This window comes from Halorubrum ruber (genome assembly GCF_018228765.1).
Lineage (GTDB): Archaea > Halobacteriota > Halobacteria > Halobacteriales > Haloferacaceae > Halorubrum > Halorubrum ruber.
Window position 1 is genome coordinate 525,429 of sequence record NZ_CP073695.1, and the last position, 20,619, is coordinate 546,047.

Genomic DNA, 20,619 nt, shown 5'->3' on the forward strand with positions numbered 1-20,619 from the left:
TCATCGGAGAGAGGTCCATCGGAGGTTTAAAAGCGTCGAACCGACCCTCACCGTGTGAACCGGCGACAGGGCCGCTCCGCGGCGGTCGCGCCGTCGAGCGCGGTTCCGTCTGTTCGCCGTCGGATCCGCGGTTCGGCTTCGACGCGCGTCGAACGCCAAAACGTCGGATAGGGGAACCCTTTTGACGCCGCTGTCCGACCGACGAGGTAATGACTCAGGGTGGTCCGCCGTGACGATGGACGACCGTATCGAGGACCTTCGGGAGCGCCGCGAGCGGGCGGCCAAGGGCGGAGGCGAAGACCGGATCCAGTCGCAACACGACAAGGGGAAGATGACCGCCCGCGAGCGGATCGACTACTTCCTCGACGACGGGACCTTCCACGAGTTCGACCGGTTCCGCACCCACCGCAACCACACGTTCGGGATGGAGGAACAGCAGATCCCGGGCGACGGCGTGGTGACCGGCTACGGTGAGGTGAACGGCCGGAAGACGTTCGTGTTCGCGCACGACTTCACCGTCTTCGGCGGGTCGCTCGGCGAGGTGTTCGCCGAGAAGGTGTGCAAGGTGATGGACAAGGCGATGGACGTGGGCGCGCCCGTCGTCGGCCTCAACGACTCCGCCGGCGCCCGGATTCAGGAAGGGGTCGCCTCGCTCGGCGGCTTCGCGGAGATATTCCGGCGCAACACGGAAGCGTCGGGCGTGATCCCCCAGATCTCGGCGATCATGGGGCCGTGCGCGGGCGGCGCGGTGTACTCGCCCGCCATCACGGACTTCACGTTCATGGTGAAAGACACCTCCCACATGTTCATCACCGGGCCGGACGTCATCGAGACGGTCACCGGCGAGGAGGTGAGCTTCGAGGAGCTGGGCGGCGCGGTCACCCACTCGTCGACCTCCGGCGTCGCGCACTTCGCCGAGGAGAGCGAGGAGGAGGCGCTCGACAACATCGCGCGGCTGCTCTCGTACCTCCCCGCGAACAACGTGGAGGACCCGCCGCGCGTCGAGCCGTGGGACGACCCGGAGCGCGCCGACGACGAGCTCGCGGAGATCGTCCCGGACGCCCCCCGGAAGCCGTACGACATGAAGGACGTGATCGGCAGCGTGGCCGACGAGGGCTCCTTCTTCGAGGTGCACGAGAACTTCGCGAAGAACATCGTCGTCGGCTTCGCCCGCCTCGACGGCCACTCGATCGGCGTCGTCGCCAACAACCCCCGGGTGAACGCCGGCACGCTCGACATCGAGGCGAGCCAGAAGGGGGCGCGGTTCGTCCGCTTCTGTGACGCGTTCAACATCCCGATCCTCACCTTCGAGGACGTGCCCGGCTTCATGCCCGGCACGGATCAGGAACACAATGGGATCATCCGCCACGGCGCGAAGCTGCTGTACGCCTTCTCGGAGGCGACCGTTCCCCTCCTGACCGTCATCACCCGGAAGGCGTACGGCGGGGCCTACTGCGTGATGTCCTCGAAACACATCGGCGGCGACGTCAACTACGCGTGGCCCACCTCGGAGATCGCGGTGATGGGGCCGAAGGGCGCGGTCAACGTCCTCTACCGCGAGGAGCTGGCCGAGGCCGACGACCCCGACGCGCGCAGACAGGAGCTCATCGACGAGTACCGCGAGGAGTTCGCGAACCCCTACACCGCCGCCGACCGCGGCTTCGTTGACGACGTCATCGAGCCGACCGAGACCCGCGCCCGCCTGATCGAGGACCTGAAGATGCTGAAGGGGAAGAGCTCGGACCAGCCCGCCAAGAAGCACGGCAACATCCCGATCTGATGGCGGCCGACGACGAAGCGGTCGACGGGGAGAGCGCCGACGGCGATCTCCCGGTTGCCGGCCTCTCGATCCCGGACGACGCCGGCGATGACGAGGCGGCCGCCATCGCCGCCGCGGTCGCCGCGCACCTCCGAGACGGCGAACTCGCCGCCGCGGCCGCCGCGAGCGACGGGGAGGAGGGGCGCGAGGAGGACCGCTGGGGGCTCGCCGACCGGATCGACCGGCTCCACCGCCGACGGGTGCGCGTCCCTGCCGACGCGCCGACGGACCCGTGGGCCGCGGCCGGTCGCAGCGACCGATTCTGAGTCGCGGTCGCGTCGCTCCCGTCTTTCGTTCGAACGCTCTCCGTGTCGACCAGTCGCTGGTCGGGCACTCGACACGTCGAACAGAGCTGCCGGACGCGAGGGCGTCCGGCCGCGTACATTCCCCCGACAGCGCGGCGTCGAACCGCTGCGCCGTCGACCCGGCCCTGCCTCAGGGCGCGTTCGGAGATACGTCCGCTGACATATATACCTGTGGTAACGTCTCTCTTGGTCGCTCAGCGCGGCCCGTCGTCGCCGGCGTCCTCCCTCGCAGTCGCGGCGGCTGACTCGTCACCGTCGCCGGGGTCACTCGGTTCGCCTCGGTCGCCGAGCAGTCGGTTGAGGACCACCGGGACGACAGCCACGAAGACAAGGAGCGCACCGACCCGGATCGGCAGCGACGCGTCGGTGGCGACCGTGAGGCCGAGGTAGACGGCGGCGCCGACCAGCACCGACGGCAGCACGTAGGGGTTTCCCGCGTCGAGCATACCTCATCGTGGCGCCCGCGGTCCCCTTAATCGTCTCGGCATAGGCCGGTTATCCGTCTCGGCACGGACCGATCGCTCGTCTCGGCACGGACCGACAGAGTTTGGTAGCAGTTCGTGGAAGAACCGACAGGAATGTTCGATAAGGTTCTCGTGGCGAACCGCGGCGAGATCGCGGTCCGGGTGATGCGCGCCTGTGAGGAGCTCGGCGTCGACACCGTCGCCGTCTACAGCGACGCCGACAAGCACGGCGGCCACGTCCGGTATGCGGACGAGGCGTACAACGTCGGGCCCGCACGCGCGGCCGACTCCTATCTCGACGGCGAGGCGGTCGTCGAGGCGGCGCACTCGGCCGGCGCCGACGCGATCCACCCCGGGTACGGGTTCCTCGCGGAGAACGCCGACTTCGCGGCCCGCGTCGAGGCCGCAGAGGGGATCACGTGGATCGGCCCAGCCAGCGACGCGATGGAGCGGCTCGGCGAGAAGACCCACGCGCGCCGCGTGATGGACGACGCCGACGTGCCGATCGTCCCCGGGACGACGGAGCCGGTCACCGACGTCGAGGCGGTGACCGACTTCGGCGACGAGCACGGCTACCCGGTCGCGATCAAGGCCGAGGGCGGCGGCGGCGGCCGCGGGATGAAGGTCGTCGAGAGCGCCGACGAGGCTGAGGAGGCGCTCGAGTCTGCCAAGCGCGAGGGGGAGGCGTACTTCTCGAACGACTCGGTGTACCTCGAACGGTACCTCCAGACCCCCCGCCACGTCGAGGTCCAGATCGTCGCCGACGACCCGGTTGCCGCGGGGTCCGACGGCGGAAGCGGCGACGTCGACGCCGCGGTGACCGAGAGCGACGTGGTCCACCTCGGCGAGCGCGACTGCTCGCTCCAGCGCCGCCACCAGAAGGTGATCGAGGAGGGGCCCTCCCCCGCGCTCTCCGACGAGCTGCGCGAGAAGATCGGCGAGGCGGCCCGCCGGGGCGTCGCCGCTGCGGACTACACCAACGCCGGGACGGTCGAGTTCCTCGTTGAGGAGGACCCCGACCGCGACCCGTCCGAGCCGCTCGGCCCGGACACGCCGTTCTACTTCCTCGAAGTGAACACGCGGATCCAGGTCGAACACACCGTCACGGAGGCGCTGACGGGGATCGACATCGTGAAGGAACAGCTGCGGGTCGCGAGCGGCGAGGGGCTCTCCGTCTCGCAGGACGACGTGGAGCTTGAGGGTCATGCGATCGAGTTCCGAATCAACGCCGAGGACGCCGCGAACGAGTTCCAGCCCGCCAACGAGGGGGCACTGGAGACGTACGACCCGCCGGGCGGGATCGGCGTCCGCGTCGACGACGCGCTCCGGCAGGGCGACGAGCTCGTCACCGACTACGACTCGATGATCGCGAAGCTGATCGTCTGGGCCCCGGACCGCGAGGAGTGTCTCGCGCGCTCGAAGCGCGCGCTCGCGGAGTACGACGTCGACGGCGTCGTCACCATCGTCCCCTTCCACCGGCTCATGCTCGACGACGAGCGCTTCGTCGACGGGACGCACACGACGAAGTACCTCGACGAGGATCTCGACCGCGAGTTAGTCGCCGAGGCGCAGGAGAAGTGGGGGACCGAGTCGTCCGCCGCGGGCGACGGCGACGACGAGGAGGTCACCGAGCGCGAGTTCACCGTCGAGGTGAACGGCAAGCGCTTCGACGTGGAGTTAGAGGAGCGCGGCGCGCCCGCGATTCCGGTGCCGGAGGGCGGCGGTGGCGGCGGGAGCGGCGGCCAGCAGCGTCCGCCGCAGGCGAAGTCCGACGACGGCGGCGACGACGGAGTCGATGTCGCGGAGGGCGGCGAGGCCATCGACGCGGAGATGCAGGGGACGATCCTCTCGGTCGACGTCGACGAGGGCGACGAGGTCGCCGCCGGCGACGTGGTCTGCGTCCTCGAGGCGATGAAGATGGAGAACGACGTGGTCGCCGAGCGCGGCGGCACCGTCGCGAGCGTCCACGTCGGCGAGGGCGACAGCGTCGACATGGGCGACGTGCTGATCGTGCTGGAGTGAGGTCGGGCGTTCCCTGGACGCTGTCGTTTATAAATAATCGACGGTGCTGCGGTGAGAGGTTCTGAGGCCTACCTGCTCACTTGGATCCGTTGAAATCTCCAGTGAGTGGTATACGTCCCCCCCGCCGGTCGTACAGACGTAGCGACGAGCGATTTCGGGAGTAGGTATCGCAGATCTGCGGCCGCGATGTCGTATCTAACTAACCACGAACGACGGCGACGAGCGCTTATAAATGGGGTGCGGTGGCGCGCCTGCGAGCGGCCGGAGCGAAGCGGAGGCCGCGAGCCAGCCCGCGAGGGAGTCAGTCGCCGGAGCGAAGCGATGGCGACTGACGAGGCTGGGGAGGCGTGAGGCTGTGCGGTGCTGTGCGGGGCGGGACTCAAAGGGGCAGCCGTGAGGGCGTCGTAGGCGACGAAAGCACCGCAGGGAGCGAACGGAGTGAGCGACCGAGGAGCGTGGTTCGAGACGCCTTCGGCGTCTCGTCATCACGAAAGGCGCGAAGCGCCTTTCGAACGACAGCGAGCGTACGACGCCCTCACGGCTGGGGCTTTGGAGGCACTCGCCGCGGTAGCGTCAGTAACTAACAAACAGCTGACAGAAGCGCCCCAATTCTCTTTATAAACGGCCTCTCTCTCGACGTACTACACGTACTCCCGCTACCGATCAGGAAGCGAGCGCGGTCTTGCGGTCGATTCAGTCGCGCAACCCTGAAAGTATCAAACGTAGAGTATTCTGTACAGAGAGCCTATCCAGCAATTCGTCGGACCGCGGTTCCGATGGTAAAGCCGAGCGTCCCCACGATCGCCGCGGCAACTGCGCTTCCGACGACGGCGTATCTGACGAGCCACAGCAGTCCAGGTTTGGCTCCGCTCAGTCCGATACCACCGTAGTTCAGGATGACTCCGGCGACCGCAGCGAACACGAGCAACCAACTCACTCCGATCCCCCCGTTAGAGTACGCTTGGACCGCAACGAAGATCGTGAGCAGCACGGCGTACCCCTGCCACCATAGCAGCAAATGGATCTGAGGAAAGCCTACTGTCCTCACCACCGCGAAGTAGGAGATCGACGCGAGGAAGAGTATTCCGGCACCGATACTCCACCGTCTCGTTCGCTTTCGATCCTCACCCAGTAGGAGGGTTCGAGTGTCGACGGGGACCATTCATAATCCGCCTTTCTAGGTGTAAAAAGTAAGAAATTACGACGTGACTGATTCGTACTCCTCATCGTCCGGCCGTTTCAGTCGAAAATAGGATCTCAGCGGAAGCAATTGTTTATAAATAGCCGTTGGCGGATCGACGGCGAGGACCGCCGAAGCCCCAGCCGGGAGGACCGCGCACGCTCGTTGTCGCCCGAAAATCTCCGATTTTCGGGATGACGAGACGCCTCCGGCGTCTCGAACCACGCGCTTCAGTCGCTCGCGATCCTCGCTCCTTCCAGTGCTTACGTCGCCTGCGCGGTCCTCCCGGCTGCCCCTTCGAGTCCCACCCGACCGCGACCGCACAGCACCTCACACCTCCCCAGCCTCGCGGTTCGCGCTCTCCGAGCGCTCACCGCGTCCCTCGCGCGTGCTGTCTCGCGGCCGCCGGTGGCGGCCGCTCGCAGGCACGCGCCGACCGCATCGTTTGTTTATAAGCAATCGTCGCCGTCGCTTGCGTCTTTTAAATATCGTATCGCTGTCGAGGCTCGCGTCGCGAACTCCCGTTACCGACCCCGCAATCCCAGCAGCTCCCGCGTCTGCTCGGGCGTCGCCACGGGCCGCCCCAGCTCCTCGGCGATCCGCGCCGCGCGCGCCACGAGCTCCTCGTTCGTCGCCAGCTCGCCCTTCTCGTAGTACCGGTTGTCCTCTAAGCCGACCCGGACGTGCCCGCCGAGCAGCAGCGACTGGGTCGTCAGCGGGAGCTGGTGCGGGCCGAACCCGATCACGTTGAACTCGACGCCCTCGGGGAGCGCCTCGACCCGATTCATCAGATTCCGCGGGTGCGGCGGCGACGTGGTCCCGCCGCCGAACAGGAAGTTGAGGTAGGGGGGATCCTCTAAGTCGTCCAGAACCTCCAACGACTCGTTGAGATGACCGTCGTTGAACACCTCCAGTTCGGGTTTGATCTCCCGCTCCTTCATCTCCGCGTGGAGCGACGACACCAGCTCCCGGGTGTTCTCCGACGTGAGCCGGTCGTAGCGGTTGAGCGGCCCCATGTCGAGCGACGCCATCTCGGGGGCGGGGTCGGTCCGGAGCGGCTCGTGCCGGAGTGCGTCCGGCGCCGCCGTCCCGCCCGTCGAGTGCTGGAGGACCGCCTCGTCGGTCGCCTCCCGGACCGCGTCGGCGACCTCCTGAAACCGCTCCGCCGAGAAGGCGCGCTCCCCGTCGTCGCGGCGGGCGTGGAGGTGGAGCACGCTGGCGCCCGCCTCCTCGCAGGCGGCCGCGGCCGCCGCGATCTCTTCGGGCGTCTCCGGGAGGTCCGGGTGCGCCTCCTTCCCGTGGACGCCGCCCGTGAGCGCCGCAGTGATGATCGCCGGCTTCCCGTCGAGGTAGTCGTCGTACGTCATTCCGCCCCGCCGTCCCCGCGGTCGGCGTCGTCGCTCGTTGTCTCCGCCTCCGAACCGACGTAGAACTCGCAGTCCGCCGCCGGGTCCAACTCGTACCGGGCGTTACAGATATCAGCGCGCATCGGCTGGACGAACGATTCCGTCACGGTGCAGAACGCGCGGGCCGTGTCGAACGACTTCCCCTCACCCTCCTCGCGGTACGCCAAGTGCTGGCACGTCTCGTCCATAGCGGACGGAGGCGGGGGAACGGCTTGAAACCACGCGTCGCGCGTTCCGATTCCATCGGACGCGGCCCGCGCCGGCCCACCCCGATCCGACCGACGCTGTTTAACCGAACGCCCGAGAACGGGTGGCCATGGAGCCGGTCGACGACTGGCGGTCGGCGATCGACGAGGCCGGGGAGCTGACCGGCCCGATCGCGGCGGCCATCGTCGAGGCCCACGGCGACCGCGGGCAGCGCGCCATCGAGGCGGTCGGCGAGGGCCGCGTGAAGCGCTACCGAGATTTCACCGTCGTCGTCGGCCACGAGGACGAGTACGTCGTCGAGGACGGGGAGTGCAACTGCGCGGACGCGACGTACAACCTCGACGCCGACGACCCCGACCAGCGCTGCTGGCACGCCATCGCGGTCGACGTCGCGGACGCGCTCGACGCCGTCGACCACCACGACATGTGGTACTCCGAGGTCAGAGAGTTCCTTTGAGGGCGCCTCGGTCCGCCCCCCGCGGTCCTCGCGCTCGCTGACCGTATCGAATCAGCCGCCGCTGAGCCGCGTGAACCGGTCGTTTTCACGAATTTCGGCCTGAGAGTCGAAAACGTTTACAACGGCGGCCGGTCTCCCCTACGGTATGGCGGACTGTCCACTCGCCGACGACTGCCCCAGCTTCGACGAACGGATTCAGGGGATGGGGTGTCAACACTACGGCAACAAGGGCGGCGCGGAGTGGTGTAACCACTACGACATGCCGATCTACGAGCTGAAACAGCAGCCGGTCCAGCCCGGCGAGGCGGTCGTCGTCGAGGTCGACGACATCCACGAGAGCGGTGCCGGCGTCGGCCGCACCGACGACGGGTTCATCGTCCTCGTCGACGGGCTGCTCCCGCCGGCGCGCGCCGAGGTCAAGATCCACCGCGTGAAGTCCAGTCACGCGACGGCGGAGGAAGTGATCGAGCGCCTCCCCGACGACCCGGAAGCGGAGGAGGGAGACGACGCCGAGGCCGCGGACGGCGACGAGCGGGACGACGAGGACGCGGACGACGAGCGCACTCGCCGCGACCGCACGGACCGCGAACGGCTCGGCAGCCGCGAGAACTTCTGGGGCAAGTGACGGCGTCCCGGGGGAGCCCCGCCCCACGGACAGTCCGGACGCCGTCGATTTCTCGGGCGGCCCGCGCCCGATATTTTCACTCGCGCCCGCCGCGCGAAACCGCCGTTTTTTGAGCGACCGGCCCGTCGGTGACCACATGGCCGCAGACGACGGGCGACCCGACCCCGCCGACGTCGACGCCGACTCGATTCTGGAACGGGCCGGCTTCGACGCCGACGAGAGCGTGCTCACCCGCCGGCAGGCGGAGGTGCTGGCGCTCCGCGAGCGCGGGCTCCGGCAGTCGGACATTGCCGACCGGCTCGGCACCTCGCGCGCGAACGTCTCCAGCGTGGAGTCGAGCGCCCGCGACAACGTTGAGCGCGCCCGCGAGACGGTCGCGTTCTCCGAGGCGCTGTCGGCGCCGGTCCGCGTGGAGATCGAGGCGGGCACCGATCTCTACGACGCGCCGAAGCGCGTGTACGACGCCTGCGACGAGGCGGGCGTGAAGGTGAACCAGACCGCGCCCGAGCTGATGAAAACGATCGGCGACCGCGCGGGCGACGCGGTCCGCGGCCGCGAGGTCCGCAGCCGACTCTTCGTCACGGTCGCCGCCGACGGACAGATCCGCGTTCGACATCCGTAACCTCGGTTTCTCGGCCGTTCTCCCGTCACTCGCCGTCGATCCGCTCCGCGACGCCGACCAGCGTCGCGCCCGCGGTGACGGTCGCCTCTCGCGCGACCGAGTAGGCGATCCCGTCGCGGTCGGCGCGCGCGACCTGGAGCGTCTCGAACGTCGTCGGGTCGAACACCTCACCGACCCGTTCGCCCTCCGCGACTCGGTCGCCGACAGCGAGGTCGGACTCCGGGACGAACAGCCCGGAGTCGTCGGCGATCACGCGCCCGAGGTGGTTGCGCGCGACGACCCCGTCCCACGCGTCGGGCTCCCCGTCGAGCAGCCCCTCGTGCCGCAGCGCGCCGACCATCCCGGATACGCCGGCCTCGACCGCGGCCGGAACGATCTCCTTGCTGTGGGCGAGTTCGGGCGTGATCGTCGGGATCCCCTCGCGCGTGGCGGCGACCCGGAGCTTCCCGGCGAAGCCGCGCTCGTTCCACTCCGTGTCCGCGTCGTCGCCCGCGGCCTCCGCGAGTAGGAGGTCCGTGCCGAACGCCTCCGCGAGCCCCCGACAGGCGTCGTCGCCGCGCATGTACACCGTATGCGTCGCCATCGACGGCGACCCGGTGTGGAGGTCGACGATCGCGTCCGCCGCGCCCGCGAACGCCCAGAGGCGGGCCGCCATCCGCTCGTGGAGCGAGCCCTCCCGATCGCCGGGCCAGCAGCGGTTCATGTTCGGCTGCCGCGAGTCGAGCGACTCCGGCGTCGTGTACGAGACGTGATCGAAGGTGAGCGGGTCGGCGACCGGGACCGTCACGAGCGTCCCGTCGAGGTCGGCCGCCGTCGGTTCGCTCTCTCCTCCGGCTGTTTCACCGACGAGTCGCTCGTGGAGCCGCCTGAGAACCGCGGTTCCGTTCACCTCCCGCCCGTGCTGGGCGGCCTGCGCGTACACGACGGGCCCCTCTTCGGGGGCGTCGAGTTCGGGGCCGTCGTCGCCGTCGACGAGTTCGCCCTCGCCGTACGCGTGGACGGTCGTCCGGATCGGCACGCCCGAGGGGAGCCGCGCGAGGGTGAGGGTCCGACTGGTGTGCATGGTTCGGATCCGGGCGGCTCGGAGTTATACGTCGGGGGTCGGTCGCGACGCGGCCGGCGCGGTCGCGGCGCTCCCCGGAGTCCGCCGCTCCCCCGGACGCGGCCGCTCCCGACCGCGGACGCTAAGGCCGTGGCCCGCGCACCGCGATCCATGCGGGTCACCCTCCTCGGGACGGGCGACACGACGGGGACGCCGACGGTCGGCTGCGACTGCGACACCTGCGAGGCGGCCCGCGAGCGCGGGGTGTCGCGGTCGCGCTTCTCCGTCCACGTCGCCAACGAGCGCACCGGCGAGTCGCTGCTCGTCGACTTCAGTCCCGACTTCAGACAGCAGTTCCTCGCCGCCGACGTTCCTCTCCCGGACGCCGGGCTCGTGACGCACATCCACTTCGACCACCTCGACGGGCTCGGCAACGTCTACCGGCTCGTCGACGGGCTCCCGGTTCACGCGCCGAACGAAACCGATCCCGCGACCGACGAGAGCGTCGCCGAGACGATCCGCGACAAGTACGACTACCTCGAAGACCGGATCGGCGTCCACGCCCGCGACCCCTTCGAGCCGTTCGAGACCTGCGGGTTCGATGTGCGGTTCGTCCCGGTCGACCACCCGCCGCTCCTCTGTTACGGCGTCGTGATCGAGGACCCGGAGACGGGCGCGAAGCTCTCGCTCACCGGCGACACGAGCTACGACGTCCCCGAGGACTCGCGCGAGGCACTCGCCGATCCGGACCTGCTGCTCGCCGATGCCATCGTCCCCGCGTCGCTGTGCGAGCACCACCCGATCGGCGGGCGCCACGAGGGGCCGGACGGCGTCCCGCGCACCTTCGGCACGAAGCATATGACGCGGGAGGGCGCGCTCGCGCTCGCCGACGACCTCGACGCCGACCGGACACGGCTCGTCCACCTCGCGCACTTCTACCCCGCCGACGAGGCGTTCGAGGAGCCGCTCGCGGTCGACGGTGAAGTGTACGAGCTGTAGCGAGCGCGATGCCCCCCGCGGACTGTATCCTTTTGTCTCGGTAGCACGTAGCACGCGTAGATGGCCGCGACGAACCGCCTCCGGACCGCGCTCGACTGCCTGGAGCCGCCGCCGCGCGCGGTCGACTGGTCGCTGTTCGCGTTCGTCGTCGCCGAGGCGGGTACGGGACTGGTCTCCTTTACCGTCGGCGTCCCCGAGGGGTGGCCCCTCTTCTGGCTCCACCGCGCGCTCGGGCTCGGAATCATCGCGCTGCTCGCGTGGAAGCTCGCGCGGGTCCGTCGCCGGCTCACCGACCCCGGCCTCTGGCAGCGGTCGACCGCGCTCTCCGTCCTGACGCTCGTCGCCGCGGTCGGCGCGCTCGCGACCGGGATCGCGTGGGTGTTCGGCCTCGACGTGCGGATCTCCTACTGGACGCTGCTGTCCGTCCACGTCGGGTTCGGGCTCGCGCTCGTCCCGCTCGTGGCCGCGCACGCCTCCACGCGGTTCCGGCTTCCCCGCCGCGTCGACTTCGAGCGCCGGCGGACCGCGGTCCGCTACTTCGCGCTGCTCGCGGCCGGCGGCGCGACCTACCGGCTCCAGCAGGGGGTCAACGACGCGCTCGACACCGCCGGCGCCGACCGGCGGTTCACCGGGTCGCAGCCCCGCACGGGGGCGGGAAACGCCGCCTTCCCGATCACGTCGTGGGTCGCCGACGACCCCGACCTGATCGACCGCGACGACTACCGGCTGACCGTCGACGGCCTCGTGAGCGACCCCGTCAAACTGGCGGCCGACGAGCTGGCCGCGGGTCACGAGACGGAGGCGCTGCTCGACTGTACCAGCGGCTGGTACACGGTCCAGGAGTGGGGCGGGATCCGGGTCGGCGACCTGCTCGACGCGGCCGGCGGGGTCGACTCCGACAACTCGGACCGCGAGCCGGCCTACGTCCGGTTCACCTCCGTGACGGGCTACCGCTGGAGCCTCCCGATCGACGAGGCTGAGGACGCCCTGCTCGCGACGCACGTCGGCGGCGAGCGCCTCTCGCACGGCCACGGCGCGCCCGCGCGGTTGGTCGCGCCCGACCGGCGGGGGTTCCAGTGGGTGAAGTGGGTGACGCGCGTGGAGGTGCGGTCGGAGTACGACCTCGGCCAGTGGGTGGTGACGCTCGTGAGCGGGTTCGACTGACCGGCGATCGCGTTCACGACCCCGGTGCGGCCAGCTATTCGTACTCGCTCCCGACGACCTCGCGGATGCGCTCGGCGGTCACCTGCCCGACGCCGTCGACCTCCAAGAGGTCCTCCTCGTGCGCGGTCATCACGGCCTCGACGGTGCCGAAGTGTTCCAGCAGCGACCGGGAAGTGACCGGGCCGATGTCGGCGATGGAGGAGACGACGTACTCCTGCTGTTCCGCGCGGGTCTTCGTCGTCTTCTCGCCGTGGACGCTCACCTCGCGGTCGCGCGTCTCCTGCTCGCGCTTGGCGATCGTGGCGAGCAGCTCGGTGGTGTCCTCCTCGCCCTCGGTGCGGAGGACGCTCACGTCGAAGTCGACCGCCAGCGACGCGAGCGCGCCGCGGATCGCGTTCGGGTCGATGTCGCGCTGGCCGTAGAGGTTCGTCCCCTCGACCACCATCACCGGGCGGGCGTACGCCCGCGAGAGCTCGCCGACCTGCTCGAACATCGAGCGGTCGGAATCGAGCATCGAGTCGACGAAGTCGGCCGCCGACTTGCGCTCGACGGCGACGCGGTCGGAGAGCACGTAGTCGCCGACCGCGAGCGTCTCCAGCCGGGTGACGAGCCCGTCGCGCGTCGAGAGGTCCTTCGCGATCGAGGAGTCGAGCTCGCGCTGGTCGACGACGACCTCGACGCCCTCCTCAACGCCCGCGGTCGCGACGACGCCGTCGTCGTCGTCGGCCGCCGCGTCTTCATCGGTGTCGCTCGCCTGCGCGTCGGCCTCGTCGCTCTCCCCGCTCTCCTCCTCTTCGCTCTCGCGCACTTCCTCGGCGAAGTCGGTGAGGCCGGCGTCGTCGTCCCCGCTGTCGTCGCTGTCCCCGTCGATCGTCTCTGCGCCGTCGCCGACTTCGACGTCCGGGTTGTCGCTCTCACCCTCGGACCCCCCGCCGAACGCGTCGAGGCCGGCCTGCCCGTCGTCGCCGACGGACTCCTCGATGTCGTCGGTGGCCTCCTTTAGCTCGGCGAGCTGGCTCGCCATCTTCTTCTCGCGACGCCGGGAGATCCAGAAGAACGCCTCGTCGCGGGTGTCCTCGGCCATCAGGACGACGACCTTCCCCTCGGCCTGCCGGCCGGTCCGCCCCTTGCGCTGGATCGAGCGGATCGCGGTCGGGACCGGCTCGTAGAAGCAGACGAGGTCGACCTCGGGGACGTCGAGCCCCTCCTCCGCGACGCTCGTGGAGACGAGCACCTCGAACTCGCCGTTCTTGAACTCGTCGAGCGTCTCTTGCTGCTGTTTCTGGCTCATCCCGTCCGAGCCCTCCTTGTCGCCCTGCCCGACGAACTTCCGCACGTCGAAGCTGGCGGAGAGGAACTCCACGAGCGCCTCGGCGGTGTCGCGCGACTCGGTGAAGAGGATGGCGCGCTCGCCGCCGTCGATGCCGAGGGTTTCGGCCAAGAGGATCCGGGCCTTCGAGAACTTCGGGTGGAGCCCGTCGAACGACTCCGCCTTCCGCATCGCTTCTCTCACTTTGGGGTCCGCGACCATGCGCTGGCTCGCCTTCGACGCGCCCGACGAGCGGGCGGCCTCGCGCTGGCGCTCGAAGTAGCGCCGGACGGACTCGACCGACTGGGTCTCGACCAGCTCCGTCGCGCGCCGGAGCTTCATCACCTCGGCGTGGGTGGACATCCCCTTGTACCCGTCCGACTGGTCGTTGTCCATCATCTGTTTCAGCTTCCCCCGCATCTTGTTGAGGTCCTTCTGCGAGAGGTCGGGGTTCGTCGTGTTCGTCACGCCGAGCTGTTTCAGCTTCTCCAGCCGGTCGGTGATCACCTCGTTGAGCGCGTCGCGGATGTCGAGGACCTCGTCCGGGAGGGTGACCTGCTCCCACTGGACGTCGGTGTCGTGGGTGTACTCGCCGACGTCGGCGTCCTCCTCGGTCATCACCTCGACGTTGACGAGGCCGAGGTTCTCACAGACCGTCTCGATCTCCTCGGTGTCGCCGCCGGGCGAGGCGGACATCCCGGTGACGAGCGGGTCGGCCGCGTCGGCGTGGTAGCGCTCCGCGATGTAGACGTACGCGTAGTCGCCGGTCGCGCGGTGGCACTCGTCGAAGGTGAGGTGGGTCACGTCCCGCAGCGAGATCCGGTTGCCGACCAGGTCGTTCTCGACGACCTGCGGGGTCGCGATCACGATCCGGGCGTCGTCCCAGAGCGCGGCGCGGTCGTCCGGCTTCACGTCGCCCGTGAACACGACGATCTCGTCGTCCGGAATCGAGAGCGCCTCGCGGTAGAAGTCCGCGTGCTGCTGGACGAGGGGTTTGGTGGGGGCCAAAAAGAGCGCCTTCCCGCCCGCCTCGTGGAGGCGCTCTGCGGTGACGAGCAGGCTGACCGTGGTCTTGCCGAGGCCGGTCGGGAGACAGACGAGGGTGTGTTCGTCGGCGGCGGCGTCCGCCAACTGGAGCTGGTAGCGGCGTCGCTGGAGGAAGTCGTCGACGAGCAGGGGTCTGTCGATCCCGGCGGCCTCGGTCGCCATCGGCGGCTCTTGGCCGGCACCGGCCTAAAGCCTTCGCGAAGCGCGGTGAAAGTTATCCGTCGCCGGAACGCTCCTCTCGGAGCTCCTCCGGCACGTCCTCGTCGACCAGCTGTGCCCACTCCGCGAGCCGGTCGCCGGATCTGGTCTGCGTACTCATCACGCGACGGATCTCCGTGGTACGTCTTAACAGTTACCCCGATTCTGCATGATTTAGCACGGGTCCGGGCAGCTCTGCCTCTCCCGACCGACCGTGACGCGCGTCGTTTCCGCTCGGCCGGGACGCGCCGTCCCCGCTCGGCCGGGACGCGCCGTCTCCGCTCGGGCCGACTCGCACGCCTTTTACCGCTCACGCGCCTCCGGCCGGCATGAGCAACCTCGACGAGTTCCTCGCGGGCGAGCGGCTCGACGACGTGGTCTTCTACCTGAGCGACGCGTACCTCGACGACGACTCCCGGCTGCGCGAGGTCGGAGAGGAGACGGATGGCGGCGTGCGCCTGATCCTCGACGGCGAGACCGGGCGCTCAGCGTTCCAGGCCGGCACGGGGATGGGCGCGATGGAGTTCGCGAAGACGGCGATGGACGCCGAGGGCGAGGTCGCGCGCTCGCTCGACGGCGGGGCGTGTCCGTTCGCCGAGGAGGAGCCCGACGACCACGAAGTCCAGTTCGTCTTCGCGTTCGCGGAGGCGCAAAACGAGGAGGTCGGCGGCCTCTACGCCGAGGGCGACGTGGTCCACGCGTACGCCCACTGCACCTGCGGCGAGAGCTACTCGCACAAGTGGGTGATCGGCGACCGCGACGGCGAGTAGATCGCGGCCGCGGGCGACCTTACTCCTCGGCCGCGGGCGACCTTACTCCTCAGGAGCGTCGTCTTCCGGCACGGCGCCGTCGACGAGCGACTGGTCGCCGTACTGCTCGCGGAGGTCCTTCTTCGAGAACTTCCCGGTGGCGGTCTTCGGTACCTCGTCGATGAACTCCACCGCGTCCGGCACCCACCACTTGGGGTACTCCTCGCGGAGGCCGGTCTCGATCCGCTCGACGATCTCCTCGCGGTCGACGCCGTCGGCCACGACGACGAACGCCACGGGGCGCTCCTGCCAGCGCTCGTGGGGCACGCCGACGACGGCCGCCTCGCTGACGCCGTCGTAGGCCATGATCGCGTTCTCCAACTCGACGCTGGAGATCCACTCGCCGCCCGACTTGATCACGTCCTTCGTGCGGTCGACGAGCTGCATGTAGCCGTCCTCGTCGACGGTGACCACGTCGCCGGTCTTCAGCCAGCCGTCGACGAACTCCTCCTCGCTCGCCTCCGGGCGGGCGAAGTACTCCTTCGTCACCCACGGGCCGCGGATCCGGAGCTCGCCGAAGTCCTCGCCGTTCCACGGCACCTCCTCGCCGTCCTCGTCGATGACCTCGAACTCGAGGCCGGGGACGACGAGCCCCTGCTTCGAGCGCTTGTTCACCTGCGTGTCGTAGTCGGCGTCGCGCAGGTCGCTCTTGAGGTGCGAGACGGTGCCGATCGGCGACAGCTCCGTCATCCCCCACGCGTGGAGCACCTCGACGTCGCGCTCGTCGTACCACTCGATCAGCGCCTTCGGCGCGGCCGCGCCGCCGATGATCACGGTGTCGAGCGTCGAGAGGTCGACGTCGTTCCCCTCCTCGACGTACTCGCGCAGGCCGAGCCACACCGTCGGCACGCCCGCGGAGATCGTGACGCCCTCCTCCTCGATCAGCGCCGCGAGGTCCGCGGGGTCCGGCGAGGGGCCGGGGTAGACGTGCTTCGCGCCCGCGGCCGCCGCGGTGAACGGCATCCCCCACGCGTTGACGTGGAACATGGGGACGACGGGCATGACGACGTCCGAGTCCTCCATCGGGATCCCCTGCGGCGTCTGGGAGGCCATCGTGTGGCTCCACAGCATCGACTGGGTGTACTCGACGCCCTTCGGCTTCCCCGTGGTGCCGGAGGTGTAACAGAGGCCGGCGGGCTGGTCGCCGTCGAGATCCGGCCAGTCGTACTCGGTCGAGTGGTCCGCGATGAACTCCTCGTAGGCCGGCGCGTCGAGCGCGTCGATCCCCTCGGAGCCCATCGCGACGAAGTCGACGTCGTCGAACTCCTCGGCGCCCTCCGCCGCGCCCGCGATCTTCTCGGCCAGCGACGGGTCGACGAAGATGATCTCGTCGTCGGCGTCGTCGACGATGTACTGGATGTGTTCGTCGGGCAGCAGCGGATTGATCGTGTGGAGCTGCGCGCCCGTGTTCGGGACGCCGAAGTACGTCTCGAAGTGCCGCGTGTGGTTCCAGCAGAAGGTCGCGACGCGGTCGCCGCGCTCGATCCCGTAGTCGTCTAAGGCGTTCGCGAGCTGTGCGGTCCGGTCGGCGTACTCGCTGTAGGTGTGCCGGGTGCGCCCCTCGTGGGTGCGCGAGACGATCTCGGTGTCCGGGTATAGTCGTTCGGCGCGCCACATGAACGGTCGCAGGGTCTGCGCGTGTCCGCCTGGCATACCTTAGACTCCACGTGGTCGGGAACTATGAACGTTATCATGATTGATCGTGAATCTTCGTGGATACTCGGAGAGCGCCCGTCTCGCCTCGACAGGTTATTTAAAAACGGTCAGCGGTCGGTCGTCGGTGAGAGTCGCCCGCACCTTAGCCGTTTGCTTATAAACAGCTCCTGGGAGGTCGATATCGAGCACCGCCGAAGTCTCAGTCGTTCGGCCGTACGACGGTAGATCTTATAAATAACCGATCGACACGCACACCGCCGAAGCCCCAGCCGCTCGGCCGCACAATTGTGGGATTTATAAACCGGCGACCGACACGAACGCCACCGAAGCCCCAGCCGGGAGGCGGGCGCACGCTCGCCGCGCTCCTCGGTCGCTCACTCCGTTCGCTCCCTGCGGTGCTCGCGTCGCCTGCGCCCGCCTCCCGGCTGCCCCTTCGAGTCCCGCCCCGCACCGCTCCGCACAACTCCTCACGCCTCCCCAGCCTCGTCGCTCGCGCTTAAAAGCGCTCGCGACTCCCTCGCGCGTGCGACTCGCGCCCTCCGGGCGCTCGTCGGCACGCGCCACCGCACATATTCTATTTAAAAGGGTGATTACCCCCGAAACAGGCTCGCGTGGACGGGCGCGTGGTCGGAACTCGGGCGCGGGTCGTCGCCGTCGTCGCCGCCCTCGTCGGAGACCGCGCGGCCGTCGACGCCGTCGGCGAGGAAGTCGCGGACCGGCGGCCCGACGTGCTCCGGTTCGACGAGGAACGCGTCGTGGCCGTGGTCGGAGTCGATTACGTGGTGCGCGACCGGGACCCCGGACTCGCGGAAGGCGTCGGCGAGCGAGGCCGACTGCTCGACGGTGAAGTGCCAGTCGGCGGTGAAGCTCATCAGGAGGGTCTCGCCCTCGAAGGCGGCGAGCGCGTCGGCGTCCGTCCCGTGGCCCGCGGCGAGGTCGTACTCGTCCATGGCGCGCGTCAGGTAGAGGTAGCTGTTCGCGTCGAAGCGGTCGCCGAACCCCTCCGCCTGATAGTCGAGGTACGACTCCACCTCGCGGTACGGGAAGAATCCGGCCGTCGGTTCCGGCGGCAGCCCGAGGTCACCGTCCTCTCGCGTGAGCGAGTCGCGGCCGGCCGACCGGCGCCCGAACTTCCGCTCCATCGACGCCTTCGAGAGGTACATGATGTGGCCGATCTGGCGGGCGATGGCGAGCCCCTCGGTCGGGTCCGGGCGGTCGTCGCCGTAGTAGTTCCCCCTGTTCCAATTTTCGTCCGCGCGAATCGCCCGGCGCGCGACCGCGTCAAGCGCGAGACACTGCGCGTCGAGCCGCCCCGCGGTCGCGATGGCGACCACGCGGTCGACGTCGTCCGGGTACCGCTTCGCCCACTCCAAGGCGTTCATCCCGCCGACGCTCCCGCCGACGACCGCCCGCAGCCGCCCCACGCCGAGGTGGTCGAGGAGGCGGCGCTGCGCCCGCGCCCAGTCCTCGACTTGGACCGGCGGGAACGCGGTCCCCCAGCGGTCGTGGTCGGGCTCCTCGCGCAGGTCGAGGTCAGCTGGCCGCTCGCTGGCCGGGCCCGTCGTCCCGTAACAGGAGCCGGGGACGTTCGCGCAGACGACGTAGTACTCGGTCGTGTCTATCGCTTTCCCCGGACCGACGACGTCGTCCCACCACGCGCGGGCCTGCCCGGCCTGTCCGGCCCCGGTCGTCTCGGCGTCGCGCTCCGGTTCGGGCGAGCGCGCGACGTTCTGGCTCCCGGTGAGCGCGTGGCAGACCAACACGACGTTGTCGCCGTCGAACTCGCCGTGGGTCTCGTAGGCGACCTCGAAGTCGGGGACCGACTGCCCGCACTCGAAGGTGAACTCGCCGAGCTCGGCGACCCCGTGGTCGGTCGGGACGGCGCTCATCGGGTCACTCCCCCTCCTCGCCGGCCGCGGCTCCGTCGTCTCCGGTTCGCCCCGCCGCGGCGCGCTCGCCCGCGGCCAGCCCCGCGTCGAGGTCGGCGATCACGTCGTCGACGTCCTCGATGCCCACCGAGAGCCGGAGCATCTCCGGGTAGACGCCCGCCAGGCGCTGCTGGGTCTCGTCCATCTGCGCGTGCGTCGTGGAGGCCGGGTGGATGACGAGCGTCTTCGCGTCGCCGATGTTCGCGAGGAAGCTCGTCAGGTCGACCGACTCGCAGAAGCCCTTCGCGGCCTCGTACCCGCCGTCGACGCCGAAGGTGACCATCCCGCCGAAGCCGTCGAGGTACTCGGCGGCGTTGTCGTGGCTCCGGTGGTCCTCGAAGCCGGGGTAGCTCACCCAGTCGACGCGGTCGTCACCGCGGAGGAACTCGGCGACCTCCCGCGCGTTCTCGCAGTGGCGCTCCATCCGCAGCGGGAGCGTGTTGAGCCCCTGGATCGTCTGCCACGCGTCGAAGGGGGACTGCTGGCCGCCGGTCGGCCGCACGCCGCGCTGGCGGACGACGTTGGCGAAGGCGGCGTCGCCGAACTGCTCGACGAAGTCGATCGGATAGGCGGGCGACTCGCCGTCGAGCTCGTCGTAGTCGGCGTCGGGGTGATCCCACGGGAACTGCCCGCCGTCGACGACGACCCCGCCGACGGTGGTGCCGTTGCCCGTGATCCACTTCGTCGTCGACTCCCAGACGATGTCGGCGCCGTGTTCGAACGGGCGACAGCAGTACGGCGTCGCGAAGGTGTTGTCGACGACGAGGGGGACCGCGTGTTCGTGGGCGATCTCGGCCAGCCGCTCGAAGTCGGGCGTGACGAGCGAGGGGTTCGCGATCGTCTCGACGTGGACGAACGCGGTGTCGTCGTCGATCGCGTCTGCGTACGCCTCGTAGTCGAGCGTGTCGACGAGCCGCGACTCGATCCCGCGCCGGTTCGCGATGCTCGTGAGGTACGCGGCGGTCCCGCCGTACATCTCGGAGCTGGCGACGACGTTGTCGCCCGCGCTCGCGAGAACGGTCGTGATCGCGTCGAACGCGGCCATCCCCGAGCCGGTCGCGACCGCGTCCGACCCGCCGGCCAGATCCGCGATCCGGTCTTCCAAGACGCTCACCGTCGGGTTCGACAGCCGAGAGTAGACGTGGCCCTCCGCCCGGAGCGCGTACAGCTCCGCCGCCGTGTCCGCGTCGTCGAAGACGTACGACGTGGTCTGGTGGATCGGCGTGGCGCGGGCGCCGGTGGCCGAGTCGGGCTCGGCGCCGGCGTGGAGACTCCGGGTGTTGAACCCACGTGTCATGTTTGTTGCTCATACGGCTACGTACTTCTATAACCGTCAGTTACGGCAATTGATGCCCCTTCG

The 20,619-nt window shown here is 69.4% G+C and carries 18 protein-coding genes; 9 read left to right on the forward strand and 9 right to left on the reverse strand.

The features are described from left to right. The first annotated feature begins 235 nt into the window (after positions 1–235). Both J7656_RS02480 and J7656_RS02485 read left to right on the forward strand, forming a co-directional pair. Entirely contained in the window at positions 236–1,780 is a 1,545-nt protein-coding gene (locus J7656_RS02480; protein ID WP_211553980.1) for an acyl-CoA carboxylase subunit beta, read from the forward strand. Next, positions 1,780–2,085, forward strand: coding sequence for a DUF8022 family protein (locus J7656_RS02485; protein ID WP_211553982.1), 306 nt, complete (start codon positions 1,780–1,782; stop codon positions 2,083–2,085). Before J7656_RS02480 ends, J7656_RS02485 begins: the two co-directional genes overlap by 1 nt. Positions 2,086–2,318: 233 nt before the next feature. Here J7656_RS02485 and J7656_RS02490 read toward each other — a convergent pair whose 3' ends face one another. Next, positions 2,319–2,570: a DUF7987 family protein gene (locus J7656_RS02490; protein ID WP_017343729.1), complete on the reverse strand. Its 252-nt coding sequence runs from the start codon at positions 2,568–2,570 to the stop codon at positions 2,319–2,321. A 132-nt stretch (positions 2,571–2,702) separates the two neighbouring features. On the opposite strand from J7656_RS02490, the gene J7656_RS02495 reads away from it, so the two are divergent. Further along, positions 2,703–4,610: an ATP-binding protein gene (locus J7656_RS02495; protein ID WP_211553984.1), complete on the forward strand. Its 1,908-nt coding sequence runs from the start codon at positions 2,703–2,705 to the stop codon at positions 4,608–4,610. A gap of 745 nt (positions 4,611–5,355) precedes the next feature. Here the strand turns inward: J7656_RS02495 and J7656_RS02500 are convergent. From J7656_RS02500 to J7656_RS02510, 3 genes are all read right to left on the reverse strand, one after another. After that, positions 5,356–5,772 carry a hypothetical protein gene (locus J7656_RS02500; RefSeq protein ID WP_211553986.1) on the reverse strand — a complete coding sequence of 139 codons (417 nt, stop codon included), beginning with the start codon at positions 5,770–5,772 and terminating at the stop codon, positions 5,356–5,358. Between the two features lie 542 nt (positions 5,773–6,314). Next, the gene (locus J7656_RS02505; RefSeq protein ID WP_211553988.1) at positions 6,315–7,157 is read right to left on the reverse strand and encodes a beta-keto acid cleavage family enzyme; all 843 of its coding nucleotides are present in this window, start codon (positions 7,155–7,157) and stop codon (positions 6,315–6,317) included. Continuing rightward, positions 7,154–7,384 carry a hypothetical protein gene (locus J7656_RS02510; RefSeq protein WP_017343733.1) on the reverse strand — a complete coding sequence of 77 codons (231 nt, stop codon included), beginning with the start codon at positions 7,382–7,384 and terminating at the stop codon, positions 7,154–7,156. The genes J7656_RS02505 and J7656_RS02510 overlap by 4 nt, the downstream gene beginning before the upstream one ends. 128 nt (positions 7,385–7,512) lie before the next feature. On the opposite strand from J7656_RS02510, the gene J7656_RS02515 reads away from it, so the two are divergent. From J7656_RS02515 to J7656_RS02525, 3 genes are all read left to right on the forward strand, one after another. Further along, positions 7,513–7,860, forward strand: a complete 348-nt coding sequence (locus J7656_RS02515) for a hypothetical protein (protein WP_017343734.1) — start codon at positions 7,513–7,515, stop codon at positions 7,858–7,860. Between the two features lie 145 nt (positions 7,861–8,005). Further along, entirely contained in the window at positions 8,006–8,485 is a 480-nt protein-coding gene (locus tag J7656_RS02520; RefSeq protein ID WP_017343735.1) for a TRAM domain-containing protein, read from the forward strand. Positions 8,486–8,621: 136 nt separating this feature from the next. After that, on the forward strand, positions 8,622–9,107 hold the full coding sequence (locus tag J7656_RS02525; RefSeq protein ID WP_017343736.1) for a Tfx family DNA-binding protein: 486 nt from the start codon (positions 8,622–8,624) through the stop codon (positions 9,105–9,107). A gap of 25 nt (positions 9,108–9,132) precedes the next feature. Here the strand turns inward: J7656_RS02525 and J7656_RS02530 are convergent, their stop codons facing one another. Next, positions 9,133–10,170: a succinylglutamate desuccinylase/aspartoacylase family protein gene (locus J7656_RS02530; RefSeq protein ID WP_017343737.1), complete on the reverse strand. Its 1,038-nt coding sequence runs from the start codon at positions 10,168–10,170 to the stop codon at positions 9,133–9,135. Positions 10,171–10,320: 150 nt separating this feature from the next. Between J7656_RS02530 and J7656_RS02535 the strand changes: the two genes are divergently transcribed. Then, on the forward strand, positions 10,321–11,148 hold the full coding sequence (locus tag J7656_RS02535) for an MBL fold metallo-hydrolase (RefSeq protein WP_211553990.1): 828 nt from the start codon (positions 10,321–10,323) through the stop codon (positions 11,146–11,148). A 60-nt stretch (positions 11,149–11,208) separates the two neighbouring features. Then, positions 11,209–12,312 (forward strand): molybdopterin-dependent oxidoreductase, encoded by a 1,104-nt coding sequence (locus tag J7656_RS02540; protein WP_017343739.1) that lies wholly within the window; start codon positions 11,209–11,211, stop codon positions 12,310–12,312. A 34-nt stretch (positions 12,313–12,346) separates the two neighbouring features. On the opposite strand, the gene J7656_RS02545 is transcribed toward J7656_RS02540, so the two are convergent. Beyond that, positions 12,347–14,830: a DEAD/DEAH box helicase gene (locus J7656_RS02545; RefSeq protein ID WP_211553992.1), complete on the reverse strand. Its 2,484-nt coding sequence runs from the start codon at positions 14,828–14,830 to the stop codon at positions 12,347–12,349. A gap of 365 nt (positions 14,831–15,195) precedes the next feature. On the opposite strand from J7656_RS02545, the gene J7656_RS02550 reads away from it, so the two are divergent. After that, positions 15,196–15,636: a DUF5807 family protein gene (locus J7656_RS02550; RefSeq protein ID WP_211553994.1), complete on the forward strand. Its 441-nt coding sequence runs from the start codon at positions 15,196–15,198 to the stop codon at positions 15,634–15,636. Between the two features lie 42 nt (positions 15,637–15,678). On the opposite strand, the gene J7656_RS02555 is transcribed toward J7656_RS02550, so the two are convergent. The 3 genes from J7656_RS02555 to J7656_RS02565 all read right to left on the reverse strand — a co-directional run bounded on the left by J7656_RS02555 (position 15,679) and on the right by J7656_RS02565 (position 20,556). Then, positions 15,679–17,328 carry a long-chain fatty acid--CoA ligase gene (locus J7656_RS02555; RefSeq protein ID WP_211553996.1) on the reverse strand — a complete coding sequence of 550 codons (1,650 nt, stop codon included), beginning with the start codon at positions 17,326–17,328 and terminating at the stop codon, positions 15,679–15,681. Between the two features lie 593 nt (positions 17,329–17,921). Beyond that, entirely contained in the window at positions 17,922–19,220 is a 1,299-nt protein-coding gene (gene metX / locus J7656_RS02560; RefSeq protein WP_017343744.1) for a homoserine O-acetyltransferase MetX, read from the reverse strand. Between the two features lie 4 nt (positions 19,221–19,224). After that, positions 19,225–20,556, reverse strand: a complete 1,332-nt coding sequence (locus J7656_RS02565; protein WP_017343745.1) for an O-acetylhomoserine aminocarboxypropyltransferase/cysteine synthase family protein — start codon at positions 20,554–20,556, stop codon at positions 19,225–19,227. Positions 20,557–20,619: the final 63 nt, after the last annotated feature.